The organism is Geobacillus sp. CCR (genome assembly GCF_052906625.1).
In genome coordinates, this window is the sequence record NZ_JBREBQ010000014.1 from 22,498 (window position 1) to 41,719 (window position 19,222).

The following is a 19,222-nucleotide window of genomic DNA, read 5'->3' on the forward strand; positions in this document are numbered from 1 at the left end:
GATTCATGGAAACCGGTTCTCCTTCATCAGAATGCATCCAACATTCAGGCTTTCTCTACATTTTTCTTATTAGAACGGAACAAACAGACGAATAGCGGAATGACGTGAACAAGCAGCGAAAGGCCAATAAACGTTGTGGGAATCCCAAGGTTGTAAAAATATCGAATGCTTTCATTCTTCTCAATCAGCCAATATCCAAGGCCAACAGAAACGGCAGACATGCAAAGAACACTAAAGAGGATTTGTCGAATCGATCGGCAGATGATCGTCAGGCAAACGACGACCAACAAATAGAGAGTCCAAAAGACATAATCCGGATATTCGTCCTTTTTCATGTTTATGCTTTGATAATAGTTAATCAGGAATAATGACGGGGAGAAGAACAAGGTAAACAGTATAAACTTTATTCTCTTGGTCATAAAGATTCTCCTTGGTGCTCCGTCATTTGAATCCGCCACATCCATTTTTATTCGCCTTCGGTTAGGCAGGATGACTTGAACCTTTTGCATAATCGCTACTTTTTCGTTTGAATATGATTTTTAATCTCATTTAGCAATTTCATGATTTCCTCATTTTGTTGTGTCACTCTTTTTAAATCTTTGGTTGCAAAAAGAACATAGTAAACCACGAAAACGAACAAACCGATCAAAAACAATACAATCAAAACGATCTCTAACAAATTGAGTTCACCCTTTATTTATTTATTCTGAAAAGAGTAAATCCTCCAGGTAATTATTATATTTTATGGTCTGTTTGGGTTTTTCATAGAACTTTTGACGCTACCTCACTCCCTTACCAAGTACACGTTATGGTAAACCAACTATATATTTACAATTAGAATTTTACTGGAAATTAAAAAAAAAAGGAACTTTATCACTATATCAAAAATAGGTGTTTATTCATAAAAATCAATCAATTCGTTTCCTTCTATTCCTTTCATGCCGAAAAACCCACTGAAAAACGAGTGCAACATTCGAGCCGGCAGCATTTTATCAGAACGACAAGACCTCTCTAAGGGAACTCGATGGGGAGGCGGCCATCTTTTTTCGCTCGATCCTCCGGCTTTTTCGAGGCGCGAATCGGTCCAAGACGTTTTTCTTTCCTGTCGATCCGCACCCCTTCTTTTACGCATTGCCGTTTTCATCCGTCGGCTGCCGAGCCCCGATTTCCGCCGGGGTGCGCAAATCGTAGCCGTCGTCGTGTTTGCTTGTATGGATGATGTCTTCGTTCGCCCCCATTTTGCTCGCCCGCTTCAGTTCCTCATCCGGCACGAACCGATCCATTGACAAGACCTCCTTTCACGCTCCTCGCCGCGTTGTCCGCATGAAGCGCTCGAGGAGTCGTTTTTCTTATCATCCCCCCAAGCCGCTTTATCATCCGCCGAAAAAAAGAGGATTGACAGCCTAGCGGTTGTTCGGTACGATTTTGTTAACGGACAAAAAAAGGGGGTTTACATATGGAAGGACGGACTTCACTTCGACCGATTGACATGACGCTCGCCGCCATGTTCGTCGCCTTGATGGCGATCGGGGCGAACATTACGTCGTGGGCGCCGTTTCTTGTCGTCGGCGGTGTTCCCATTACGCTGCAGACGTTTTTCTGCGTCTTGGCCGGAGCGGTGCTCGGGCGGCGGCTCGGTGCGGTGGCGATGATTGTGTACATGCTCGTCGGCCTCGCCGGCGTGCCGGTGTTTGCCAAATTCAACGGCGGACTGTCGATGATTTTCCAACCGACATTTGGCTTCATTCTTTCGTTTATCGTTGCCGCTTATGCGACCGGATGGGTCATCAACCGCGGCCCGCAGCCGGCGTCAAAAGCTCGTTTCGTCACCGCCGCACTCGTTGGCATGGTCATCAACTATGTCATCGGCACGAACTGGATGTACATGGCGTACAAACTATGGGCGGAAGCGCCGGAAGGGCTTTCGTACGGCATGGTGTGGGGCTGGATGCTTGCCCCGCTGCCGAAAGACATTTTGTTGTCGATCGTCGCCGGCTTGATCGCCCCAAGGATTTGCCGGGCGATTGGACGCTCCTCCGCCGCGGACCGTTCGGCGGCCTAAACACGAAAAGAGTCTGACCCAAAAGGGAAATTTTCCTTAAACAAAACACAACATAGGAAAAACAATAAGAAAGGGTGTCCCGATCTGTTGGGACACCCTCTTTCATTCGTTAGAAAAATAAACGGAGAACCTGGTACACAAACCCAGCAATCAACGCTGACACTGGCAAGGTGATGATCCATGTCAGCACAATGCGGCGAGCGACGCCCCATTTGACGCCTTTCACCCGTTGGGCGGCGCCGACCCCCATGATGGCCGAGGAAATGACGTGCGTCGTGCTGACTGGCAAGTGGAACATCGTCGCTGAAAGAATGACGAGTGCGGACGACAAATCAGCCGCCGCTCCGTTGATCGGACGAATTTTCATAATTTTTCCGCCGACCGTTTTAATGATCTTCCACCCACCAACAGCCGTTCCCAATCCCATGGCCAAGGCGGCAGAAATGCGCACCCATTCAGGAATGTCGGTCGTCGCGTGGTATCCGCCGGCGATTAACGCCATCGTAATGATCCCCATCGCTTTTTGAGCGTCGTTTGTTCCGTGCGTATACGCCTGAAACGCCGCGGTCACAATTTGAAACATCCGAAAGCCCCTCGTCGTGCTGTATAAGTTGGCGTTTTTAAAGATAAAACGAAAAATGCTCATAATGATAAAGCCGACCCCTAACGCCAAAAACGGGGAAAGAATCAGCGATTGTAAAATTTTCAAAAACCCGCCGTAATTCAAAATCCCAACCCCAGCCGCGGAAATCGCCGCTCCGGCGACCGAACCGATGATCGCGTGCGAAGAGCTGCTCGGAATGCCGTAATACCACGTGATCAAATTCCAGGCAATGGCTGATGTCAACGCTGCTAAAATAATGAGTGGTCCATTTTCTAGCGCAAACGGGTCGACAATGTCTTTCGTAATCGTTTTTGCGACGCCGGTAAAGGTGAGCGCGCCGATAAAGTTCATCGTCGCAGCCAAAATAATGGCTTGACGCGGCGTGAGCGCCCTTGTCGACACCGATGTGGCAATGGCGTTGGCCGTATCGTGAAAGCCGTTGATAAAGTCAAACGCCAATGCGAAAATGACGATGCAGATCGTTAAAATCAGGATCGTATCCATAAACACAGCGTCCCCTTTTTATGCGTTGCGCATGATAATCGTCTCTAACGTATTGGCGACATCTTCACAACTGTCGGCAATCTCTTCCAACATTTCGTAAAGCTCTTTGTATTGAATGATTTTAATCGGGTCTTTTTGCGTCACAAACAAGTTTTTGATCGACGCGCGCAAAATTTCGTCGCACTTCGTTTCATAGTCCTTGATTTTAATGGCATGTTGGCGCATATCGAGCAATTTTTTGTTCGCAAGCAGTTCGAGGGCGTGAACAATTTCAATCGTGCTTTGATAAATATAGTCAAAAAACTTCGCCATATGTTCATCGATGTCCGTGAACGAAAACATTTCAAACCGCGCTGAACATTGCTCAAATCCGTCAAGCACATCGTCCATTTTCATCGCCAACTGGTGGATGTCTTCCCGCTCGATCGGCGTAATGAACGTTTTGTTCAATTGGACGACCAGTTCATGGATGAATGAATCGCCCTTTCGTTCGTACTCTTTCATGACGCGGGCAAATTCTTTCAAGTCGCTTACGCTTTGAATTTTATACTCGACAAAATATTGCGCCGCTTCCTTCACATTTTCCGAAATCGTAAACAACATGTCGAAGAAAACGTCTTTTTTCGGTGAAAAAATCATATCAGACACCCTCCATTTGCGAAATCAAAATCACCGCTACTTATTGTAACAATTTACACATCATTTACAATAAGACAACAAAAAACTTTACATGAAATTTACACTACATTTACATTCTGTTCGCTTTTCCTGCTATGTACTATAGTAGCGTGCCAAACAAAAGCCGAAGCTATGCACGTCCGCTTCGGCTCGTTCGCTGCCGGCATACCCCGCCCTCACACTGGGCGCCTCTGCGCCAAGGCAGCGCCTGTCGATCAGCCTGCCGGCGTTCGTTTTATTCAAACCGCTCGACAAACGCGGTGAGCGTGCGCACCATCACGCCTGTCGCCCCAGCCGGACCGAGGTCGCCGTCTTTCTTTGTGGCGGCCGTGCCGGCGATATCCAAATGCACCCACGGCGTATCTTCCACAAATTCGCCGATGAACGCCCCGCCCATAATGGCGTGCCCTTCCCGCCCCGGAGAATTGTTCAAGTCGGCGATTTTGCTGCTTCGCACCCGCTCGCGGTCGTGTTCCGTAATCGGCAGCCGCCAAATGAACTCTCCGGTTTCCATCGACGCTTCAAGCAATTGCTCAAACAGCTCCTCATTGTTCGTCATCGCGCCCGTTTTGTCCGTGCCCAAGGCGACGATCACTCCGCCCGTCAACGTAGCGACATCGATGATATAGCTGGCGCCGTGCTGTTTCGCATAGGTCACCGCATCGGCCAAAATGAGCCGTCCTTCCGCATCCGTGTTTTTCACTTCAATCGTTTTTCCGGACAGCGACGTAATGACATCGTCCGGCTTGAACGCCTCGCCGCTGATCATATTGTCGGTCGCCGGAATGACGGCGAGCACGTTTTGTTCCGGCCGCAGTTCGCCGATCGCTTCCATCGCCCCGAGCACCGCCGCCGCGCCGGCCATATCGGTTTTCATGTCGACCATGCTGTCGCGCGGCTTCAAACAATAGCCGCCCGTATCGAACGTCACCCCTTTGCCGACGAGGGCGATCACGTCTTCCCACTCGTCTTTTCCTTGGTATTTTAAGACGATCAGTTTGGGCGGCTGTTTCGAGCCTTGATTGACGGCCAAAAGCGCTCCCATGCCGAGCCGCTCCATGTCTTCTTTCTCCAAAACTTCATAGTCAAAATCGTATCGGTTCGCGAGCTTCACGGCATAATCAGCCAAATCCGACGCCGTCAGCAAATTCCCCGGCGTATTGACAAGCGTGCGCGCCGAATTCGTCGCCTTCCCGTATACCGAGCCGACAAACAAGCTCGCTTCAATTTCCGCCGCTTCGGCCGCCGTGTAGACGATGAGCGATTCGAGCTGGTAGTCCGGTTCTGACTTTTTCTGCTTATACCCAGGGAATTCATACGTCGCCAAGTGATAGGCTTCCGCCAAGGCGTGCGCCGCTTCGTTTCCATCGACGGCCTCGGTCGTAAACGTGTCCAGCGCGACCGCCGCTTTCGTCCGCTTCGCCTGCTTCAACGCGCGAAACAGCTTGCCGAACACCTCGCGCAGCCGCTCAAACGTCAACTCTTCCTTTTTTCCGAGACCGACGAAATACAGCCGCTTCGCCCCCATCGGCAAAAATGGATGAACGGTGGCGATGCGCCCCCGCTTCGCGGAAATATCGCCTTCTTTCTGCAGTTCCGACAGCCGTCCGCCAAGACGGGCATCGTATTCGCCGGCAAGGCCGCTCCATGAATTCGCCCCTTCAAACAAACCGACGACAAGCGCTTCATCCCGTTCCTCCACCGACGGCAAAGGTTTTACCGTAAACATCGTCTCATCCCTTTCCATGTTGATTCATTCCCACCTTCATTATAGCGAAGCAAAGCGATTCTTTCGACTATCTAACTTTTCTCTCCTTGCGTTCATGCAAAAAAATCAGCTGAAACGGACAGGAAATCACGCAGGGCAAGGCGAATCCGTAATCATCACGACGATTTAGAAAGGACCGACGCTGATGAGAATCGTTTCCCTTTGTCCAAGCAACACCGAACTGCTCGCCTATCTCGGCCGCCTTGACGATGTCGCCGCCGTCGACGATTCGTCCGACTGGCCGCCGGAAGTGAAGCAGCTGCCGAAAGTCGGGCCGGATCTGCGCATTGATATGGATCAAGTCGAGGCGCTCAAACCGGATCTCGTCGTCGCATCCCTAAGCGTGCCCGGCATGGAGCGCAACGTCGAGGAGCTCAAACGGCGCGGGCTCCCGCATCTCGTGCTGGCGCCGAATTCGCTCGATGACATTGCCAACGACCTTCTTCGGCTTGGCGAGGCGCTTGGTGAAACGAAAAAAGCGGCCGAACTCGTCCGCCGCTATCATGACGTGCTTGATTGGCATCGCGAGCGGGCCGCATCGGCTGAACCGTCCCGCCTTTATTGGGAATGGTGGCCGCGGCCGATCTTCACACCGGGCGGCGCCAACTGGCTGAGCGAACTAAGTGAGCTCGCCGGCGGGCGCAACATTTTCTCCGACATCCCGCAAGCGAGCGTTCAAACAGAATGGGACGACGTTCTCGCCCGCAATCCGTCGCACATCTTGCTCGTTTGGGTCGGCGTGCAGACAAAAAAAATGAACCGAAAAGCGGTCACAACTCGTCCGAACGCCGAACAGATCGAAGCAGTCCGCACCGGAAACATCTATGTTTTGGAAGAAGCGCTCTATTGCCGTCCGTCTCCGCGCCTCTTGGTCGGATTAAAAAAATTGGCGCCGCTTTTGCATCCGGCGCTGTTTCCTCCCGCTGACGACAGCGATCCGCTCCTTGGCGGCTGACGGGCGGGAGCCCTCCTTTAACTTTTCGATTCCAAATATTGCTGCCGGAACACTTGCATCGTTTCATCTTCGTTCAGCCGCTTCAACTCTTCTTCTGACAGCTTGCCGTCCCCTTTTTGGATAATGTAAACTTGCACTTTCCTTTTTCCCCAATATTTATAGACATCTTCTACGGTTTCGTAATATAAATCAAGACGATGGCCTTTGATCGCCCCGCCTTTGTCGGCGACGACGCCGAACCCGTATCCGGGGATGAACAAAATCGTGCCGATCGGAAAGATCGATAAATCGGCAGCAATCGTCGAATAAAGGTCGCGCTTAACGCGGACGCCGGAGTACGTGATGCCATACTCAGGGTGATCGGGCGTTTTCCCGGTCGATTCAATGCCGGCTGTATAGCCGGTGGCGACCACTTCAACGGAAGGATATTTTGACCAGTCAAAATGATCCTCAAGCCGCAAAACGGAGCGGCCCCCGTTTTTCGCGAGCTCTTTCATTCCCCAAACGGGCTGATGATCCATCGATAAAGCGCTCGGAAAGGGATGGAGAACCGTCTTCGCGTCAACCCCGGAAACGGACTCGAATGTCGCAAAGAGCGCCGCCAAAAACAGCAGCGTCATCGCGGTTCGGCGCACGAACTGCCTAAACCCATTCAATGCTCTCAACTCCTCTCACACCTCTATTTATCTCCATCCAAAATCGAAATATTCATTGCGAATGAGACAAAAAACGAAAAAACCGTCCATGAACAACCTCATTGTGAAACCCGAGCGCAAAGCTTGTGCGTTTTGCCAAAAACATACACGAACCGACGTTGTGATCCGCTCGGGCGCTCATCAGCGCTGTTCACAAAAAAAACGCCCCTGCCCAAGGCAGAGACGCTCTAAAACATTTGATACCCTTTCGCCCGCAGCGTGCGGATCGCCCATCCGGCGCAAAGAGCGCCGGCAAATCCGCTTGACAAAATCAACAGATCCGCCGCCGCCAGCGAAGTGATTTTCCGGCCGAGCGCGGCGAACGCCTCGGACGGTGCGGTGAAATAGCGCGTCAACGGCACATCATCAATAATGAAAACCGCAATCAACGGAAAGCAGACCGCTGTAATCCATGTCATGCGCAGCAACATATTCACCAAAAACCCAATGCCAAAAAACAACACAAAAAATAAAACCATCGAAATCAAAACAACCGGCAAACTCATTTGCATCCGCCCTTCACCTCCCGTACACCCGTTTTCAGTGTACTGGATCGGGCGGATGACCGTCAATGTTCGTTCTCTTCTTCATGATCGCCTGATTGGTTCCAAACGATGTTTCATGTCTTCAGACGAACGTCAATGATCGTCATCCTCTTCGTGATCGCTTCCCGTTCCTTGGCAACTGTAGCACGTTTCCGATCCGCCCAAAAGCAGCTGAACGTATCCATGCCCCTCGCAGTACGGGCAGTCGTTCATTGTCAATGTTTTTGTCATCGATGTTCCCCTCCGTTTCTTTTCTTGTTAATATATCAAAATTTTCTGTAAAAACAAACAGCGATTCTCCCCCATTTTCGTTCGTGTAAGCGGATACATCTTTCGATCGCTTTTATTTTCTTGACTATTCTTTCAATTTTGATGATTCAAAGTAAAGGCGGTATTTCGTGTAGCCGAACGGATCGCCGGGATTGAGTCCGTCATGCAGAGAAAGGGAATCAAGCGGCTCGAGCGCCAACAAATAGCGAAGCAAGCCTGATGTGTTCGGATCATTCTGAAGCGCCGTTTTGCTTAAAAACGCGGCGGCATACAGCTCATCCGTCTGCACGACGATGTCGCGCGAGAGCGGGCGCAACAGAAAAATCGCCATATTGTCGCTGATCTCCCCAGCGATGACGCCGGTGCGCAAGCCAAGAAGCGCGACCGGTTCGGCGTCGATCCCCGTTTCTTCCTTCACTTCCCGAACCGCCGCCTCATCGAGCATTTCCCCCGGCTGGACGAACCCGGCCGGCAGCGACCATTTGCCTTTTAGCCCGCTGTATTTTTTCTTGACAACGAGCCATTCCCCATTCTCGTTTATGACCAGTCCGGCCGCCGCAATCCAAACGTTTCCTCGTTTGTTGTCCATCGTCCTCATCCTTTTCTCCCTATCGTTATGCACCGTTTGTATTTCGACAATCGAGCGGCGGATCCCTGTTTCGTTGCCATACAAAAAGCTCCCGCCATCACGGGAGCTTTTTGAATCGATTAGAAAAATTTAAATTTGCCTTTTTTCATCACAAGCGACGAACCGCCGATCAAATACAGGGCGCGGTTGTCAATCACTTTTTTCATGAAGCTCGCTTTGGCGCCCCACAGCTTTTTGCCGAACACGACGCCGATGGCATCATCATGGCCGAGCGAGCAAACCGTCCCTTTAATATCCGGCTTAAACGGCTCCAGCTCCCCTTGTCCACGGATGAGCACCGCCAAGTTTTTCGCGCACAGCTGGCCTTCTTGCATGGCGATTTGCGCCGTCGGCGGATACGGGCGGTTCGTTTCTTCATCAATCACGAGCGAACAGTCGCCGACGACGAAAATGTCTTCATGCCCCGGGACACGCAAGTACGGGTCCACTTTAATGCGCGCCCGCGCCGCTTCAAACCCAGATTCCTCGATGACGCGGCTGCCGCGCACGCCGGCCGCCCAAATGACCGTGCCGGCTTTAATTTCCTCGACATCATCACCTTTAGCGACAATGATGCCATCCGGCGTGCATTCCTTAATCGCCGTGCCGATTCGAAACTCGACTCCTTTGCGCTCAAGCTGGCTGACCGCGTACTCGACGAGCTCCGGATCGAAGCCCGGCAACGCCGTTGGCGCCGCCTCCACGCAAATAATGCGCACTTTGTGCGGGTCGATGTCATACTCGCGGCACAGCTCCGGCATCCGGTTGGCGAGCTCGCCTAAAAATTCAATGCCGGTAAATCCCGCCCCGCCGACGACGATCGTCAATCGCTCCTCTTTCTTTTCCTCTTCTGCGTTGTACGTCGCAAACTGGTACTCGATATGTTCGCGGATTTGCCGCGCGGCGTCGACATTGGCGATCGAAAATGCGTATTCCTTCAACCCTTTGATGCCGAACGTTTCTGATTCAAACCCAAGGGCAATGACGAGATAATCGTACGTCAGCTCGCCGTTTTCAAGCAGCACTTTCTTTTCGTTTGGAATGATTTTCGTCACCGTATCTTGGATGAATTTCACTTTGTTCCGGTCGATGACATCGCTGATCGGATAGCGAACGCGGTCATGATGCAGCGTCCCAGCCGATGCCTCATGAAGCCATGTCGTCTCATAATGGTAATCGTGCTTGTTTACGAGCGTAATGTTCGCTTCGTTCACGCCGATGAGCTTTTGCAGGCGAACGGTCGTCATCAACCCGCCATAGCCAGCGCCTAAAATGACAACGTTTGGTTTTCTCACCTGGATCACTTCCACCCTTTTTCATTTTTTCTCATTCATTTGTTATAGCTTTTGCGGCCGCCCCCGTTTTTATTGAGCGAAGTTTGTGAAATAATTCACGTTAACCGCCAAAAAAATGTCGAGGGACTGTCACAAAAAATTAACAATCTCTCCACAAAACATATTAGTCCTTTTTCTTTCCCTTTTCAAGTTTTTTTTCTGTTCGTCCAACAAAAAGGATCGTTATAACCACGCCCATTTATGGTAAGATAAACTTGTAATGCCATGACTTCGCGCAGGGAGGGATGTCGGTGAAAGAAGATCGCAACGTCTACGATGTCACCATTATCGGCGGCGGGCCGACCGGGATGTTTGCCGCGTTTTACGGCGGCTTGCGGCAAATGAAAGTCAAAATTATCGAAAGCCTTCCGCAGCTTGGAGGGCAGCTGGCCGCGTTATATCCGGAAAAATACATATATGATGTCGCCGGATTTCCGAAAGTGCGCGCCCAAGAGCTTGTCAACCAGCTGAAAGAGCAGATGGACCTATTTTCGCCGACCGTCTGCCTGAACGAGTCGGTCGACACGCTCGAAAAGCAGGAGGACGGAACGTTTAAACTCGTCACCAATCAACAAATCCATTATTCGAAAACGGTCATCATCACCGCCGGAAACGGCGCCTTTCAGCCGCGTCGGCTCGAAATCGAAAGCGCTTCCCGCTATGAAGGAAAAAACTTACATTACTTCATCAACGACTTGGGGCAGTTTTCCGGAAAGCGCGTGCTCGTCTGCGGCGGCGGCGACTCGGCTGTTGACTGGTCGCTCATGCTCGAACCGATCGCCCAAAGCGTCACGATTGTGCATCGCCGCGACAAATTCCGCGCCCATGAACATAGCGTCGAGCAGCTCAAGAAGTCCAGCGTGCAAGTGAAAACGCCGTTTGTGCCCGTTGAACTCGTCGGCGATGAACACGCCATCCGCCAAGTCATCCTCGAGCATGTGAAAGAAGGAACGAAAGAAACGATCGATGTCGACGCCGTCATTGTCAACTACGGCTTTATTTCTTCGCTTGGCCCCATCAAAAACTGGGGGCTTGACATCGAAAAAAATGCGATCAAAGTCAACTCGCGGATGGAAACGAACATCCCCGGCGTGTATGCGGCGGGCGACATTTGCACGTACGACGGGAAAATCAAGCTGATCGCCTGCGGCTTTGGCGAAGCGCCGATCGCCATCAGCAGCGCCAAAACGTACATCGACCCGACGGCGCGGATGCAGCCGGCGCACTCGACATCGCTGTTTTAATGGCGCTCCGTCGGGAAAACAAGCGGAAGCGAAGGGGCGCTCGGCATTTCGCCTTAACGCCGCATCCCGACTGATTGGAGCCATTCATATAGCCCGCCCCGTCCACACCCGTTTTTCAAGCAAAAGGCGCCCCTCTTTGTTGGGGGCGCCATGCTCATGCCTCATCCCTCTCGCTCCAGCGAAACCGACTCGCCATCAGTATTCCCAGCCTTGTTTTTCGTCCATTCCTCCCGCTCTCTCTCGAGCAGCTTCACCTGCCGGCGCAGGCTGAACAAACGCACCCATCCGAGCATGCCGACGACAAGGCCGCCAAGGACGGCCGAACCTAAAATGACGATAATGAGCGGCAAGCGGGTTTCGCCGACTAAATAATGGATCGTCACCTGCTCGACATTCGCCACCGCCAGCAGCGCCACAATGAGCGCCAAGACAAGCGCCAAGATGACATTGATTTGTCCTTTCATCGTTTCTCCTCCTTTGGCGCTCCCGAAAAGGCCGATGTTGGAGCGCGGCCGTTTTCCCCAATTTCGTGAGGGAAAGACCACCCTTCCAACATTTCGCCAGTCGGTACACGCCCGCGTTTTCAACCGGCCGTGCGGCGAAAACCGGCCTTCTCAAGAGCCCGACGTCACGGCAAGGCAGGCCGTTTTCCTCTGCCAGGCAGATGGACGTCATCCCGCCTGCTTAGCATTGCTCCGGCGTGCCGGCATTGGTCGCTGTGCGGAACGAGGAGCCGCAGCCGCATGTCGCAATGGCGTTCGGATTGTTGATCGTAAACCCGCCGCCAAGCAGCGACTGTTTATAGTCGATGACCGTTCCGCGCAAAATCGGCGCGCTGTCGCGGTCCACCAAAATTTTGATGCCGTGCTGCTCAAATTCGATGTCATCCTCACGCCGCTCATGGTCAAAGCCCATGCCGTACGACAACCCGCTGCAGCCGCCGCCATGGACACCGACGCGCAAGTACGCGCCCTCTTCTTCCTGCTCTTTCATCATATCTTTGATTTGAAACGCTGCCGCTTCTGTCAGCGTAATAACTGCCTCTGCCATCCATGATCCCTCCTTTAACGGTTGACACTGGCCAAACAGCTTGGCCGTTTTTCGACAGGTTCGCCCGCTTTCACCCGACGGCTCAGATGGGGCGAATCCCTTGAATGATTCCGATCTTACTTCATAGTATACCGCCTTCGCCTTTCGATGCTCAACCGTTCCGCCCGCCTCGATAGTAATAAACGCCGGTGCACACGGTCTCCGCCGGACCGGTCATGCGCACGCGCCCGTCGTGCCCCCATACGATCGTTAAATCGCCGCCGGCCAAATGGACGACCGTTTCCTCCCCGCGCACCGTTTTGCCGTTTAACACGGAAGCGACGACCGCCGCGCACGCTCCGGTCCCGCACGCCTGCGTCACGCCGGAGCCGCGCTCCCAGACGCGGAAATGAAGCTCGCGCTCGTTCACCACTTCGACAAACTCGACGTTCACCCCTTCCGGAAAGCGCGGGTCCTTTTCCACGAGCGGGCCAAGCGTCGTCACCGGCGCTTTTTGGATGTCATCAACGTAAAAGATCACATGCGGGTTGCCCATGGACACCGCCGTAATTTCATATTCGCCCCCAGCGATGGCAAACGGCTCGGCGACGACCCGCTCCGCTTCCGGACCAAGCATCGGAATGGCGCTCCGCTCAAGGCGCGGCTCGCCCATATCGACCGTCACGCTTGTCACTTCGCCATCTGCTACTGCAACACGGGCTTCGACAAGCCCGGAGAGCGTTTCAATCAAAAAGGTGCGGTCGCTGACGATGCCGTGCTCGTACGCGTATTTCGCCACGCAGCGCAAGCCGTTGCCGCAGTTTTTCCCTTCCGAGCCATCGCTGTTAAAAATGCGCATTTTGACTGGCGCTTTCTCCGATGGACAAATGAGAATCAAGCCATCGGAGCCGATGCCTGTGTGGACATCGGCGACGCTGCGGGCGATCGCCGGCAGCTCCTCCTCGGGCAATGTTTCCCGGAACAGATCAACGTATATGTAGCTATTACCCAATCCATGCATTTTCGTAAACGAAAAAGAACGCACATGACTCCCTCCTGAACATTTTTTGCGCTTCGCATGTATAATGGCGGCATCTCCTGGGCACAATGGGAATATCCCCCGTTTTTTCATTATACATTGAAGAGGATGCCGCATCGCGGACATCCTCCTTTTTTCGTTAAAACATTGGGTTTTCCTCGAGATGCCGATAAATATTTTCCACGAGCTGCTCAGGCGTTTCGCCGCTGACAAACTCGCCGTTGACGAGCGCAAACAGCGTTTCCGCGCAGCGTGTGCAATAGCTTAAGCAACTGTATTCAATGATGTCCAAGTTCGGATCCTTTTCCAACATTTCCATTGCTTTGTACGACCCGCTGGCTAAGTTGCTGATGCAAAATTCGATGATTGGCAACATCATGCGCATGTTCACCTTCCTGCTTCCCATCGTAGCGGTTTTCCGGCGCGGCGTCAATGAACATGCTCGTTCGATCGAGGAAGCGGAAAAATGATTGTTCTTTTGTCACAATTTCGTTATACTTTTCTATGGCATTGTCGGCTTTAGAAACTCGACAAAAGGGGATTTTTCACGATGAGACAACTTGTATTGCTTGGCGGAGGATACGGCAATATGCGCATTTTGCAGCGCCTCCTCCCGGACGAATTGCCAAACGACATTCATATTATCCTCATCGACCGCGTTCCGTACCATTGTTTAAAAACGGAATATTACGCCTTGGCCGCGGGAACGGTCAGCGACCATCACATCCGCGTCCCGTTTCCGGAACATCCGCAGCTTGTGTACCAATTCGGCGAAGTCGTCTCGATTGATCTCGACCAGCAGCTCGTCCATTTAAAGGATGGGAGCAGCGTCCGCTACGATGATGTCGTGATCGGATTGGGCTGCGAAGACAAATACCACGGGGTGCCGGGCGCCGAGGCGCATACGTACAGCATCCAGTCGATCGATAAGGCGCGCGCCGCCTATGAAGCGCTGAACAATTTGCCGCCGAAAGCGACGGTCGGCATCGTCGGCGCGGGATTGAGCGGCGTCGAGCTGGCCAGCGAACTGGCGGAGAGCCGTCCGGACTTGCACATCAAGCTGTTTGACCGCGGTGAGCGCATTTTGCCGATGTTTCCGAAACGGTTGAGCGATTATGTGGAAGGATGGTTCGTTGAACACAAGGTGGAAATCGTCCGCAACTCCAACGTCACGAAAGTCGAACCTGGCGTCTTGTACAACCACGACGAGCCGGTCAAGTGCGACGTCATCGTCTGGACGGCCGGCATTCAGCCCAACCGCGTCGTCCGCGAACTGAATGTCGAAAAGGACAAGCAAGGCCGCGTGGTGCTGACGAAGCGCCATCACATCCCCGGCTATGAAAACGCCTACGTCGTCGGCGACTGTGCGAGCCTGCCGCATTCCCCGAGCGCCCAGCTCGCTGAAGCGCAAGCCGAGCAAATCGTCCAAGTGCTGCAAAAGCGGTGGAACGGCGAAGAACCACCGAGCGAATTCCCGCCGATCAAATTAAAAGGCATTCTCGGCTCGCTCGGCAAAAAGCACGGCTTCGGCTTGCTCGCCGACCGCCCGCTCACCGGCCGGGTGCCGCGTTTGTTGAAATCAGGCATTTTGTGGATGTACAAGCATCACCATGGGTACTGACAGCACAACTGGCCCTTATTCGGCGAAAAAGGCGGAGTTCATTCCGCCTTTTTCCCTTCCGGCGTCGACGGTTGATACCCGAATTTTTCCATTTCTGCACAAATCGCTTTGAGCCGCGGGTTGCCTTCGGCGACGACGTTTCCTTCGATCACCACGACCGGATACACCCAATCTTCTTCGACGATCGTCTGCGCGAGCTCCCGCTTCTCCTCGTCATCGGCCGGCGGCGCAAAAATGTCGACGTACGTCATCACAAACGGCTGATCCGGATACTTGCGGCGCAGCGCGGCCTCGAGCCACTCGTACGTTTCTTTCGACGACGGCAGCTGCACGCATGCCGGGCAAATGACGTCGGCCCCGTACACACAAATTTCAACCGGCTTGAATGTCATCGTTGTCACCCTTTGCAAAAGCAAAATTTATCATTAGATTTTTTTTTGTCACTATGATTATAATAAAAACTAAGGAAAGGAGTCGATGGAAATGACGGATCAAGAAATCAAAGAACAAGTGCAAGAAGTTTTAGATAAACTGCGTCCGTTCCTGCTTCGCGACGGCGGCGACTGCGAACTCGTCGATGTCGAAGACGGCGTCGTGAAACTTCGCCTCCTCGGCGCGTGCGGCAGCTGCCCGAGCTCGACGATTACGCTCAAAGCCGGAATTGAGCGCGCCTTGTTTGAAGAAGTGCCGGGCGTCGTCGAAGTGGAACAAGTGTTTTAATATGAAAAATCCGAACAGCGGCCGCTGTTCGGATTTTTTTATCGCCAGCGGGGCGGCGAGCCGACGGGAAGGCTGGTGATGGGCAGCCACAACCCGCCTGATCGGGCGCTTCTCCGTTTTCGTTTCCTTCCAATTGTGCAAGGAAAACCGTCATATCTTTCGCCCGCTCCCAAGCGCGGCGGCGAAACGGCCAGGCCGCTGAACGGACTTCTGTTCGCGCCGGCGCCCAAGAAGGTTCAAGCTTCAAGCGCCAGCTTGTAGACGCGGCTGCCGCGCGGCTCGACGGAAAGACGCGCGATTTCGCACGTCGGAAAATGCGGGCGCAGCCGGCGCGCGAGCCGCTCTCCTTGGCCCGGTTCGGCAAAGACGAGCACCGTCGGCCCCGCTCCGCTCAGCGCCGCACCGATCGCTCCGTATTCAAGAGCGAGCGCCTCCGCCCGCTCGAGTTCCGGAACGAGCTGTCTCCGATACGGCTGATGGAACAGATCGGCGGCCATCATCCGGCCGGCAAGCTCCCAGTTTTTCGTGAGCAACGCGGCGACGAGAACGTTGCTGACGGCGCTCGCCTCGACCGCCCGCTCTCTCGGCCATTGTTCCGGCAGCTGCCCGCGCGCTTTTTTCGTTTCTAGTTCATACTCCGGAATAATAGCGACAAGCTCCACATCCAATTGTGGAATATGGACGACATCCACGCCCGCCTCGCGGCAGCAGCCGATGACAAGCCCCCCGTACAACGAGGCGCCGACATTGTCCGGATGTCCTTCGTATCGGGTCGCCAATTCCATCTTTTGCTCGCGCGGCAACTGAAGCCCAAGCAGCGCGTCGGCGAGCTCAATGCCGGCGACGACCGCCGCCGCGCTGCTCCCGAGCCCGCGCGTAAACGGAATGTCGCTGTACACATCGACTGCACAGCTCGGCAGCCGGCGGCCGTAAACGTCCGCCGTCTCCGCCGCCACTTGATACACCAAATTGTCCGTCCCGCGCGGAATGCCGCTCACTTCCGCCGTTTTCGGCGCAAACGACCACGCATCCGCCAAGCGGACGTCAAGCGTCAAATAGCGATTGATCGCGAGCCCGATCGAGTCAAACCCGGGCCCTAGGTTCGCCGTGCTTCCCGGCACGACGATCTTCAACATCTCGTCTTCTTTCATGCCCGGACAACCCCTTGCAAATGCTCCAAGACAACTTGTTCATCGTTCGGCAGCACGATCGGTTCGATCGCCGCGGTCTCCAAGGCGATGGCCGGGTCTTTCAATCCGTTGCCAGTGAGAACCGCGACGACGAGGCTGCCGCGTTCGATTTCGTTCCGTTCGCGCTGCTTGATCACCCCGGCGATCGCCGCGCATGACGCCGGTTCGGCAAAAATGCCTTCCGTCCGGGCGAGCCGCTTGTAGGCGGCCAAAATTTCTGCGTCGCTCACCTCATCAATTTTCCCGCGCGACTCGCTCGCCGCCTCGACCGCTTTGTCCCAGCTCGCCGGATTGCCGATGCGGATCGCGGTCGCCACCGTCTCCGGCTGTTCAATCACCCGGTTGCGGACGATCGCCGCCGCTCCTTCCGCTTCAAAGCCGCGCATTTGCGGCAAGCCCGTTCCTTTCGCTTCATGGTACTCCTTAAACCCTTTCCAATAGGCGGTGATGTTGCCGGCGTTGCCGACTGGAATGGCGAGCACGTCCGGGGCGCGCCCAAGCTGGTCGCACACTTCAAACGCCGCCGTTTTTTGCCCTTCGATCCGGTACGGATTGACCGAGTTGACGAGCGTAATCGGCGCCGTTTCGCTCAACCGGCGCACCATCTTCAGCGCCTCGTCAAAGTTGCCGTCAATCGCAAAAATTTCCGCGCCGTACATGGCGGCTTGCGCCAACTTGCCGAGGGCGATCTTGCCGTTCGGAACGACGACGAGGCAGCGCATGCCGGCGCGCGCCGCATAGGCGGCCGCTGAAGCCGATGTATTGCCGGTTGAGGCGCAGATGATCGTATGGCTTCCTTCCTCTTTCGCCTTGGCCACCGCCATCACCATGCCGCGGTCTTTAAACGAACCGGTCGGGTTCGCCCCTTCGACCTTGACATAGAGCGCAATGCCGAGCTCCTCCGACAAGCGCGGCAGCGGGATGAGCGGCGTATTCCCTTCGCAAAGCGACAGCCTCGGCGTCGCCGCAGAGAGCGGCAAAAAATCGCCGTAGGCGTCAAGCAGCCCTTTCCATGCCATTACCGTTTCTCTCCTTCCACTCGATACGAGCTTTGCACCCGTTCGACGATTTCCAAATCGCCGAGCTGCTGCAAAATGTCTTCGTAGTCTTGCTGTGAGGCGTCATGCGTAACGATGACGATTTCCGCTAGGCCATCCTCTTTCAGCGGCAATTGCAAAATTTTCTCAAAGCTCACCCCGCGCTCGGAAAACAGCGTCGTAATTTTGGCAAACGCGCCGACCTGGTCTTTGACATGAATGCGCAAAAAGTATTTCGAGAAAATGTCCGCCGGCGTCTTCAACTGCTTTTCATATTGCGGCGCGACGGCATAGCGGCCGTTGACGCCAAGGCGCATATTTTTCATCACCGCGACCAAGTCGGAGACAACCGCCGTCGCCGTCGGCAAGCTCCCGGCCCCCGGCCCGTAAAACATCGTCTCTCCGACCGCTTCGCCGTATACGTACACCGCATTGTATTCGTTGTGCACGGACGCCAACGGATGCGAATCCGGCAAAAACGTCGGCTGGACGCTCACCTCGACCTTCTGCCCGTCGCGCTGGGCGATGCCGATCAATTTCATCGTGTAGCCGAGCCGCTTCCCGTAGTTCAAGTCTTCCTCCGTCACTTGAGTGATGCCTTTCACTTGCACATCGTCCAAGTCGATGTCCATGGAAAAGCCAAGGCGGGCCAAAATCGCCATTTTCCGCGCCGCATCCAGCCCTTCGACGTCTGACGTCGGATCGGCTTCCGCAAACCCGAGCGCCTGCGCTTCAGCGAGCACGTCCTCATAGGAAGCGCCGTTTTGCGACATTTTCGTCAAAATGTAGTTCGTCGTCCCGTTCACAATGCCCATGAGCTTCGTAATCCGGTCCGACGCCAAGCCGTCAACCAAGCTGCGCAAAATCGGAATGCCGCCGGCGACGCTCGCTTCATAAAACAAATCGCAGCGGTATTCCGCCGCCACCCGAAGCAGCTCCGACCCGTAGACGGCCATTAAGTCTTTATTGGCGGTCACGACATGCTTCCCTTGGCGCAGCGCCCGCAATAGCAGCTCTTTTGTCTCCTCAATGCCGCCCATCACTTCGATGATGACATCAATGTCTGGATCGTCAATCACCTCAGCCGCACTCGTCGTAAGGAGCGACGGGTCAACGGCGACATCACGCGGTTTCTGTACATCCCGGACAAGGATTTTTTTCACCTTCACCGGGCACCCGACTTGATGCATCAACTTTTCCTGATGGTTTTCAATAATTTTGACCACGCCGCTCCCGACCGTTCCTAATCCTAACAATCCGACCAAAATTGGTTTTTCCATGATTCCCGCCCCTTCTGTT

The 19,222-nt window shown here is 53.9% G+C and carries 23 protein-coding genes; 5 read left to right on the forward strand and 18 right to left on the reverse strand.

Translation table 11 applies throughout. From position 1 onward, the window contains the following. Nucleotides 1-44: 44 nt before the first annotated feature. Nucleotides 45-419: a hypothetical protein gene (locus tag ACVBDQ_RS08990; protein WP_014196649.1), complete on the reverse strand. Its 375-nt coding sequence runs from the start codon at nt 417-419 to the stop codon at nt 45-47. Between the two features lie 705 nt (nt 420-1,124). Further along, complete coding sequence (locus ACVBDQ_RS08995; protein ID WP_011232413.1) at nt 1,125-1,283, reverse strand: hypothetical protein; 159 nt, start codon at nt 1,281-1,283, stop codon at nt 1,125-1,127. Between the two features lie 173 nt (nt 1,284-1,456). Between ACVBDQ_RS08995 and ACVBDQ_RS09000 the strand changes: the two genes are divergently transcribed. Continuing rightward, the gene (locus ACVBDQ_RS09000; RefSeq protein ID WP_011232414.1) at nt 1,457-2,062 is read left to right on the forward strand and encodes a biotin transporter BioY; all 606 of its coding nucleotides are present in this window, start codon (nt 1,457-1,459) and stop codon (nt 2,060-2,062) included. A gap of 109 nt (nt 2,063-2,171) precedes the next feature. On the opposite strand, the gene ACVBDQ_RS09005 is transcribed toward ACVBDQ_RS09000, so the two are convergent. The 3 genes from ACVBDQ_RS09005 to ACVBDQ_RS09015 all read right to left on the reverse strand — a co-directional run bounded on the left by ACVBDQ_RS09005 (nt 2,172) and on the right by ACVBDQ_RS09015 (nt 5,577). Continuing rightward, on the reverse strand, nt 2,172-3,170 hold the full coding sequence (locus tag ACVBDQ_RS09005; protein WP_011232415.1) for an inorganic phosphate transporter: 999 nt from the start codon (nt 3,168-3,170) through the stop codon (nt 2,172-2,174). 18 nt (nt 3,171-3,188) lie between these two features. Then, complete coding sequence (locus tag ACVBDQ_RS09010; protein ID WP_014196653.1) at nt 3,189-3,809, reverse strand: DUF47 domain-containing protein; 621 nt, start codon at nt 3,807-3,809, stop codon at nt 3,189-3,191. 274 nt (nt 3,810-4,083) lie between these two features. After that, nucleotides 4,084-5,577: a leucyl aminopeptidase gene (locus tag ACVBDQ_RS09015; protein WP_446663187.1), complete on the reverse strand. Its 1,494-nt coding sequence runs from the start codon at nt 5,575-5,577 to the stop codon at nt 4,084-4,086. A gap of 184 nt (nt 5,578-5,761) precedes the next feature. On the opposite strand from ACVBDQ_RS09015, the gene ACVBDQ_RS09020 reads away from it, so the two are divergent. Beyond that, a complete protein-coding gene (locus tag ACVBDQ_RS09020) occupies nt 5,762-6,571 on the forward strand; it encodes a cobalamin-binding protein (protein WP_014196655.1) in 810 nt (269 codons plus the stop codon). Nucleotides 6,572-6,588: 17 nt separating this feature from the next. Here ACVBDQ_RS09020 and ACVBDQ_RS09025 read toward each other — a convergent pair whose 3' ends face one another. From ACVBDQ_RS09025 to ACVBDQ_RS09045, 5 genes are all read right to left on the reverse strand, one after another. Beyond that, nucleotides 6,589-7,227, reverse strand: a complete 639-nt coding sequence (locus ACVBDQ_RS09025; RefSeq protein WP_014196656.1) for a 3D domain-containing protein — start codon at nt 7,225-7,227, stop codon at nt 6,589-6,591. Nucleotides 7,228-7,454: 227 nt separating this feature from the next. Further along, on the reverse strand, nt 7,455-7,778 hold the full coding sequence (locus ACVBDQ_RS09030) for a YuiB family protein (RefSeq protein WP_014196657.1): 324 nt from the start codon (nt 7,776-7,778) through the stop codon (nt 7,455-7,457). A gap of 126 nt (nt 7,779-7,904) precedes the next feature. Further along, on the reverse strand, nt 7,905-8,042 hold the full coding sequence (locus tag ACVBDQ_RS09035; protein WP_011232421.1) for a YuiA family protein: 138 nt from the start codon (nt 8,040-8,042) through the stop codon (nt 7,905-7,907). Nucleotides 8,043-8,166: 124 nt separating this feature from the next. After that, nucleotides 8,167-8,670: an NUDIX domain-containing protein gene (locus tag ACVBDQ_RS09040; RefSeq protein ID WP_011232422.1), complete on the reverse strand. Its 504-nt coding sequence runs from the start codon at nt 8,668-8,670 to the stop codon at nt 8,167-8,169. A gap of 119 nt (nt 8,671-8,789) precedes the next feature. Next, a complete protein-coding gene (locus ACVBDQ_RS09045) occupies nt 8,790-10,013 on the reverse strand; it encodes an NAD(P)/FAD-dependent oxidoreductase (RefSeq protein ID WP_013524525.1) in 1,224 nt (407 codons plus the stop codon). Between the two features lie 275 nt (nt 10,014-10,288). Here ACVBDQ_RS09045 and ACVBDQ_RS09050 point away from each other — a divergent pair, with 275 nt between their 5' ends. Continuing rightward, complete coding sequence (locus tag ACVBDQ_RS09050) at nt 10,289-11,287, forward strand: NAD(P)/FAD-dependent oxidoreductase (RefSeq protein WP_011232424.1); 999 nt, start codon at nt 10,289-10,291, stop codon at nt 11,285-11,287. 161 nt (nt 11,288-11,448) lie between these two features. Here ACVBDQ_RS09050 and ACVBDQ_RS09055 read toward each other — a convergent pair whose 3' ends face one another. From ACVBDQ_RS09055 to ACVBDQ_RS09070, 4 genes are all read right to left on the reverse strand, one after another. Then, a complete protein-coding gene (locus tag ACVBDQ_RS09055; RefSeq protein WP_011232425.1) occupies nt 11,449-11,751 on the reverse strand; it encodes a LapA family protein in 303 nt (100 codons plus the stop codon). 220 nt (nt 11,752-11,971) lie between these two features. After that, the gene (locus ACVBDQ_RS09060; RefSeq protein ID WP_011232426.1) at nt 11,972-12,337 is read right to left on the reverse strand and encodes a HesB/IscA family protein; all 366 of its coding nucleotides are present in this window, start codon (nt 12,335-12,337) and stop codon (nt 11,972-11,974) included. 151 nt (nt 12,338-12,488) lie between these two features. After that, a complete protein-coding gene (gene dapF, locus ACVBDQ_RS09065) occupies nt 12,489-13,361 on the reverse strand; it encodes a diaminopimelate epimerase (RefSeq protein ID WP_014196660.1) in 873 nt (290 codons plus the stop codon). A gap of 133 nt (nt 13,362-13,494) precedes the next feature. Further along, complete coding sequence (locus ACVBDQ_RS09070; RefSeq protein ID WP_011232428.1) at nt 13,495-13,734, reverse strand: YuzB family protein; 240 nt, start codon at nt 13,732-13,734, stop codon at nt 13,495-13,497. Nucleotides 13,735-13,905: 171 nt separating this feature from the next. Here ACVBDQ_RS09070 and ACVBDQ_RS09075 point away from each other — a divergent pair, with 171 nt between their 5' ends. After that, complete coding sequence (locus ACVBDQ_RS09075; protein ID WP_011232429.1) at nt 13,906-14,976, forward strand: NAD(P)/FAD-dependent oxidoreductase; 1,071 nt, start codon at nt 13,906-13,908, stop codon at nt 14,974-14,976. A gap of 38 nt (nt 14,977-15,014) precedes the next feature. On the opposite strand, the gene ACVBDQ_RS09080 is transcribed toward ACVBDQ_RS09075, so the two are convergent. After that, nucleotides 15,015-15,368: a YuzD family protein gene (locus ACVBDQ_RS09080; protein WP_011232430.1), complete on the reverse strand. Its 354-nt coding sequence runs from the start codon at nt 15,366-15,368 to the stop codon at nt 15,015-15,017. Between the two features lie 85 nt (nt 15,369-15,453). Here ACVBDQ_RS09080 and ACVBDQ_RS09085 point away from each other — a divergent pair, with 85 nt between their 5' ends. Beyond that, complete coding sequence (locus ACVBDQ_RS09085) at nt 15,454-15,696, forward strand: NifU family protein (protein WP_011232431.1); 243 nt, start codon at nt 15,454-15,456, stop codon at nt 15,694-15,696. A gap of 236 nt (nt 15,697-15,932) precedes the next feature. Here the strand turns inward: ACVBDQ_RS09085 and thrB are convergent, their stop codons facing one another. The 3 genes from thrB to ACVBDQ_RS09100 are packed head-to-tail and all read right to left on the reverse strand — an operon-like array spanning nt 15,933 to nt 19,203. Next, the gene (thrB, locus tag ACVBDQ_RS09090) at nt 15,933-16,847 is read right to left on the reverse strand and encodes a homoserine kinase (RefSeq protein ID WP_011232432.1); all 915 of its coding nucleotides are present in this window, start codon (nt 16,845-16,847) and stop codon (nt 15,933-15,935) included. Next, entirely contained in the window at nt 16,844-17,905 is a 1,062-nt protein-coding gene (gene thrC, locus ACVBDQ_RS09095) for a threonine synthase (protein ID WP_011232433.1), read from the reverse strand. The genes thrB and thrC overlap by 4 nt, the downstream gene beginning before the upstream one ends. Next, nucleotides 17,905-19,203, reverse strand: coding sequence for a homoserine dehydrogenase (locus ACVBDQ_RS09100; RefSeq protein WP_020278448.1), 1,299 nt, complete (start codon nt 19,201-19,203; stop codon nt 17,905-17,907). Before ACVBDQ_RS09100 ends, thrC begins: the two co-directional genes overlap by 1 nt. Nucleotides 19,204-19,222: the final 19 nt, after the last annotated feature.